3 protein-coding genes are annotated in these 5,749 nt (G+C 51.1%); 2 read left to right on the top strand and 1 reads right to left on the bottom strand.

Annotated features, from left to right (window positions below):
- Positions 1-1,379, top strand: a 1,379-nt coding sequence (locus tag HWQ67_RS11840) for a tetratricopeptide repeat protein (RefSeq protein WP_218252900.1), incomplete at its 5' end; no start/stop codon positions are given.
- Positions 1,380-1,466: 87 nt separating this feature from the next.
- On the opposite strand, the gene HWQ67_RS11835 is transcribed toward HWQ67_RS11840, so the two are convergent.
- The gene (locus HWQ67_RS11835; protein WP_218252899.1) at positions 1,467-2,138 is read right to left on the bottom strand and encodes a Smr/MutS family protein; all 672 of its coding nucleotides are present in this window, start codon (positions 2,136-2,138) and stop codon (positions 1,467-1,469) included.
- Positions 2,139-2,471: 333 nt separating this feature from the next.
- Here HWQ67_RS11835 and HWQ67_RS11830 point away from each other — a divergent pair, with 333 nt between their 5' ends.
- The gene (locus tag HWQ67_RS11830; RefSeq protein WP_218252898.1) at positions 2,472-5,045 is read left to right on the top strand and encodes a PEP/pyruvate-binding domain-containing protein; all 2,574 of its coding nucleotides are present in this window, start codon (positions 2,472-2,474) and stop codon (positions 5,043-5,045) included.
- Positions 5,046-5,749: the final 704 nt, after the last annotated feature.

Below are 5,749 nucleotides of genomic sequence, written 5' to 3'. Positions count from 1 at the left end.
GCTGTCTTGTCGGGAAGCTCGTTGAGAGGGTCAAGGACAAGGAGTTGGTTGTCTTTCACGGGGTGGTCAGTGAGGCGGATGTGACCGTGAAGTTGAGGGCGATGCTCAATAAACAGCGTAACAAGGTCGGTCTGAAAATTATTGCATCAACAGATACGCAATACAAGGAAAAAATATATGACCTTTTCGGTTCCGTCTTTAAATATGAGCTTTCGATAATAGTATATTTCGACGATTTTGAGCAAAACCTCATCCGTAGCGGCAATGAGTATAACGTGAAGTCTGAGGCAATCGAGGTCATCCATCCCTTTCTTGAGGCGGTTGATTGGGCTGAAGGCAGCAGCAACGTCGTGATATCGAGCCGGTATCCGTTTATCCTTGAGGTCGATGGTGAAGACCTGTCCAGGACGAAACTCGTTGATATAACGCTAAGGTCGTTTGATGGTGCGGATTTAGACAAGAAGGCGAGTAATCTTGAGTTTGTCGCAAAGAGCAGCCACGTTAAGATGTATTTGCGATACGGTGGCGGCAATCCCCGATTGTTGGAGTGGTTAGACGTTATCGCCAGGGACGAGGCCAGGTACGATTTGGTTGACCTTGAGGCGCAGTTGAAGCTCAAACAAGGTGAGTTCATCCACGAGTTTCTTGCGGATGTGATCGCAGAGACTAAGGGGCCGAAGTTCCACGGGTTTATTCGGAGGGCGGCAGTGTACGGGGAGCCTGTTGATGCGACTGCCTTTGCTGGCTTTGGCGGCGCTCAGTTTTTGGCCACGGGTGTTGATCTGACGTTAGTTGAGCGTGAGGACGTCTCCCGTGGTGAGTTTGTGTACTGGGTGACTCCCGTAATTCGTGATGCCATGTGGGGCAATTTGACGCCAGGGGAGCAGTTTGAGATGCACGGGTTGGCGTATAAGTGGTACAGCGATTGGGTTAAAACCTCATCGGAGCCGAACTACAAGTACCTGGAGGAGGCCGTTCGTCACGCCCTTGCAGTGGGTGACATCCGCGGTGCGTGTCCGTATGCGCGTGATTTGGGGCGGTACTTTGACGGGCTGGTTTTATATCGGCAGGGTTGGGCGATTATGGAGAAGGTCGCCGTCAGGGTCACAGATGAGGTGATTGGCGAGGCCAAGGCAGCGAAAGATGTGGAGGTTGATAGTCTTCTTCATGCGTATGCGCAGTCATTATGGAAGTTAGGCGATGCCAGGCAGGCGATTGCGTTTTACGAAAAATCCCTTGCGATATTCAAAGAAGTCTATGGCGAAAGACATCCGTCTGTGGCGACGACGTATAACAACATGGCCATCGTATATGACGAAACAGGTGATAAGCAAAAGGCAGCCGACTACATAGCGAAGGCCAAAGCGGCCTGGTCTTGAGCCATGCCGGTGGTATATCTGAAGGGGGCGGAGCCGGTCTCCTTCTCTCTTTGCGATCAAATGCGATTGCCCTGGCCTTGGGGGGCCTCACCCCTTCTTAAGGAGTATGTACAGTGCGCCGAGGCCACCATCGTACTGTGGCGCTGTGGCAAAGGCCATGACGTACTTGCGCATACGACCGGAAAGCCAACCGGTAATGGCGTTTTTAAGCACCGGACCATTGGGTGAACGCAGCCCCCGTCCATGGATTATCTTTACACAACGGTGGCTTTTCCTGACGGATTCCTTGATGAAGTCGGTGATTATCAGTTCTGCCTCTGCCAGCGTACTGCCGTGCAGGTCCAGGAAGTCCTGCACCGAGTACCTGCCCTCGTGAAGGTGTAGCGTGAAGACGTTTCTGTGGGCCGGGTTGTTCCATTCGATATACTCCTGGGTTTTTCTGATGTCGATGGGGCGCTTGCCATCTCTGATCGCCCGGAGGGTGTCCAGGCACTCCTTGTCGCCGTAATCGTCATCGTCATCTTTGCAGGGGGGTGGCTTCAGCTTACCCCGGCTGTATGGGATTTGCGTAAATTCCTTGATCTCTTTCACATTGAGCATTGCCTCTCTGAATAACTCCTCGTCGGTCATCTCCGGTGCGACTGTTTCCACGGCTGCCTTGGCCACCTTCTTTGGCTCTTTCTGCCTCCGGAGAGCCATCTTACCCTTGAGTAACCCACCAAGCTCATCAAATGGACGATGTGCGAATTCCTCCGACATGGCACCCTCCTTCTTATTAAACTTTTATTATATTGTAACACAAACAACACCACTATTTATACCCCCCAATAGTCAGGGGTGCATAAGAAAGTAGTTGGTGGCTTCGTCAAAGAAAGAATGGGGGCTTCGTCCCCTACCCCCTACAGAGAAGGGCGGCTCCGCCCTTCTTTACCGCTCCAGGTCGCACCTGGCTCCTTGACCTCCCCTGCAAGGGGAGGGGCGAGCCGCCCCTGGCACGAAGAAGTCCCCTTGACCCCATCATGCGTAACCTTTCATACGGGTGTCTTGCTTTTTAATCAACAGAAATGTTAGTTTATCAGCACGTGATTGCAGATGAAATATAAGGAAGCACTCAAGGGCATATTGCAAAAGATCGGAGTACGCACGCAGCGCTCCCTGGAGACGTCCGTGAAGTCTGAGAGGGATATCCTGGCCGCAAGGTACGAGTCTTTCAAGGCCCTCCTGCACTGTAACAACAGTATTCTTGGCGTCATGGCAGACATGGAGGAAAAACTCTCCGGCGAGTACCTGTTTGACAGACAATACATCGTCCACAGTCTGATAACCATAACCGAACACACCAGGGAACTGATCGACAAACTCAACGACATTACCCATAATAGGTATATGGCCCTCTACGACCGCTTTAACCATATCAGCATGGACATAGAAGGCATCCTCAACACCAAACGAGATATCCCCACGGAGGGCTACACCCTGTCAATGGCTGAGATAACCAAGGAGAAAGTCAACAGCGTCGGCGGTAAAAACGCCAACCTCGGTGAGATAAAAAATCTCCTCAACGTCCCCATCCCTGCCGGCTTTGCCATAACGGCCCATGCCTATAAGCGGTTCATGGAACACAACGGTATGCTTGAAAAGATTCACGAACGCCTTGCAACGCTCTCCGTAAGCAACATGGAAGAGCTCAACCGTGTAAGCGCCCAGTGTCAGGGAGATATCCTGGCCGGGGAGATACCCGATGATATGGCCGAGGCCATCCTTGCCTCCACCGCCGGGCTGTGCAACAACGACTCCTTTGACCTCTCCATCCGCAGCAGCGCCATAGAGGAAGACAGCGATTTCAGCTTTGCCGGTCAGTATGCCACCTTTCTCAACGTCAAACCGCAACATGTGCTTCAGAGGTACAAGGAGGTGCTGGCCAGCCTCTTTTCGTCTCGGGCTATCTTTTACTACAAGACCAAGGGGTTTACGGAAAACGAGTTGGCCATGGCCGTGGGCATCCTGGAGATGGTTGACTCTAAGGTGAGCGGAGTCATATTCTCCGACGACCCCAATGAGCCGGGCAGTAACAGGATCATCATAAACGCCATCTGGGGGCTTGGCATGTGTCTGGTGGACGGCATGGTGACGCCTGAGACGTATATAGTGCCAAAAGACGATATCACAAGGGTCATACAGACAATGCCCACCGAACAGGTCACGATGGTCGTCTGTACCTCCGGGGGGTCATTGAAGGAGGTTCCGCTGCCTGATGAGGCGGAGGAGACGCCATGCCTGAAAAATAGCCAGATAGCAGAGCTTGCACGGTATGCAAAACTCCTGGAGAACCACTTTGGCACAGCACAGGACATCGAATGGGTCATAGACAGCAACGACCGCCTGCTGATACTACAAAGCAGACCCCTGGTGGTCACCGCAAAGGAGGAGCAAAAAGCACGCCCTATACGCATAGAAGGCCACAAGGTGCTCCTGGACAAGGGGATCATTGCCTGCAAGGGTGTGGGACATGGCAGGGCCTACATCCTCAGGAGCGAGGATGACCTGATACATGTCCCCGAAGGTGCAGTCCTAATAGCGCGCAACACCTCTCCAAAGTTCGTAACCGTCATGAACAAGGTCCGCGCCATTGTCACCGACGTCGGTGGCACCACCGGACATATGGCCTCACTTGCCAGAGAGTTCCAAATCCCCACGATCCTGGATACCGAAGTAGCAACGATGACCATAAAACACGACTCCGAAATAACCGTGGATGCCATAAACGGCAATATATACGAAGGCTACGTCACCGAACTGATAACGTACCTCGAACAAAAACACGACCCCTTTAAAAGCACACATCTCTTTAAGACCCTGTCAAGGGTGCTCAAGCACATAGTCATGCTCAACCTGGTCAATCCCGATGCGGAGGACTTCACGGCAGAGCACTGTAAGACGTTCCACGACATAACACGCTTTGCGCATGAAAAGGCGATGCTATCGATGTTTTCCATGACTGAGCTGCCTTCTCTGCAGGACAGTTTTGGTGCCGTGCGGGTGGTGGCCGGCATCCCCATAGACCTGTACGCCATTGATCTGGGCGGCGGCATCAGCGCCACAACCAGGGCCATTGCCCCGGAGGACATTACCTCGGAGCCGTTTAACGCCTTCTTCAAGGGTATGCTTTCGATGAGGTGGCCGCAAGCGCGTCCCTTTGACATGAAAGGATTCATGGGGATGGTTGCCCACAGCGCATCCATGTCCGAGGCCGAATACGACGAAATAGCCAAGAGGAGCTTTGCATTCGTATCGGCACACTACATGAACTTTTCTATCCGCCTGGGCTATCACCTGTCAACCGTTGAGGCCTTTGCCGGGGACCATCTCAACGACAACTATATCAAATTCCACTTCAAGGGGGGCGGGTCAACCACGGACAGGAGACTGCGACGCGTCAGGCTGATATCAGAAATCCTCAGACACCTGCACTTTGACTCTGTACGGGTGAGGGAGGACGTCATAGATGCTGCCGTCCTGAAGTACAAAAAATCGTCAATAGAGAAACGACTGACGATGCTCGGCAAACTGACCGTCTACACCAAACAACTCGATATGGTCATGTACAACGACACCATCACAGACTCATACATAGAAGACTTCGTGCAAGACCACATAGAGCCATAAACACGGCAATAGTTCACCCCTAAGAAGAAAAGACAAAAAAAGGGCGGCTCGCCCCTTTTATGCCGGGGGTTGCTGACCCCTCGCTAACCCCTTAACCCCATCCTCTTGCTAGGACATTGAGTGTGGGGATGAACATCGTCGGTTGTGTTGTTTTACCATATCCTATATATAAAAATTAGGGCTCTTTCTCAAAGTGAGTGGGTAGGATTAACAACACCCACCTATGGGCAACAGGGGAAGAGAAATTATAAGCCTTGCCATGTTGCCTTTAATCTCTATCGTTTGCAAGGGAAAGCCTATAAAAGGATAAGTCGGTAGATTGTACTACCCGCTCCCGTTGGTCGATAGCCTTAAGTTGAGTTACCCACATGAAGTAAGAAGGAACCCTACCTATTATGTTAAAAGCGTGTGAGAAAAATCATCAACCGTCCAGAAAAACAACATTGCAGTTGATTGATGAATCGCCATATACCCCTAAACCTAAGAAATTGAGCGTAAAAGATTTGGAGTTATGTGGGGTATCACGCTTAACTTAACACGTATGGGTCAAGCAACCGTGATGTCAAGAGAAAAATTATTCATTAATAACCTGCAGTTAAAATCCTATTAATCAACAGTTTACGCATACTGCGACAATAAATTGTTTTGGTTTTAGCGATTAAACGCCTTGCCATAATTTCCTGATTACAGTTAATTGCTGATAA

This window comes from Candidatus Magnetobacterium casense, from assembly GCF_019173545.1.
Lineage (GTDB): Bacteria > Nitrospirota > Thermodesulfovibrionia > Thermodesulfovibrionales > Magnetobacteriaceae > Magnetobacterium > Magnetobacterium cryptolimnobacter.
Note: the sequence above shows the minus strand (reverse complement) of the source record. Positions and strands in the feature narration are given on the sequence as shown.